This window comes from Pseudomonas sp. 21615526 (genome assembly GCF_013386245.1).
GTDB lineage: Bacteria > Pseudomonadota > Gammaproteobacteria > Pseudomonadales > Pseudomonadaceae > Aquipseudomonas.
The window spans coordinates 1-311 of sequence record NZ_JACAOM010000212.1 but is presented as its reverse complement, the minus strand read 5'-3'; the positions used below and the strand labels follow the sequence as shown (position 1 = coordinate 311).

The 311-nt window shown below is 63.0% G+C and carries 1 protein-coding gene; it reads right to left on the bottom strand.

Features of this window, described 5'->3' with window-relative positions; all coding sequences use genetic code 11:
* On the bottom strand, window positions 1–311 hold a 311-nt coding region (locus HX786_RS31170), incomplete at both ends, for a hypothetical protein (protein WP_178913059.1).

The following is a 311-nucleotide window of genomic DNA, read 5'->3' as shown; positions in this document are numbered from 1 at the left end:
AGCACGTCCTGCCAGATCGCGACGATGCGCTGTTCCAGCTCGTTATGGGGCGCGATATAGAGTTTGTGTTGCGGCTCAAGATCCGGTTGCGGCAAGGCCTTGCGGTCGAGTTTGCCGTTGGGGGTCAGCGGCAGTTGCTCAAGGAACAACCACTGGGTGGGCACCATGTAATCCGGCAAGTGTTCACGCAAGCTGGCTCGCAGGGCGTCCTGGGTCGTTGTGGCCTGCGACAGCACCACGTAGGCAACCAGTTGCTGGCCGTTCGCGCCGTCCAGGGCCAGCACCACCCCTTCACGCACACCTGGGTGGGC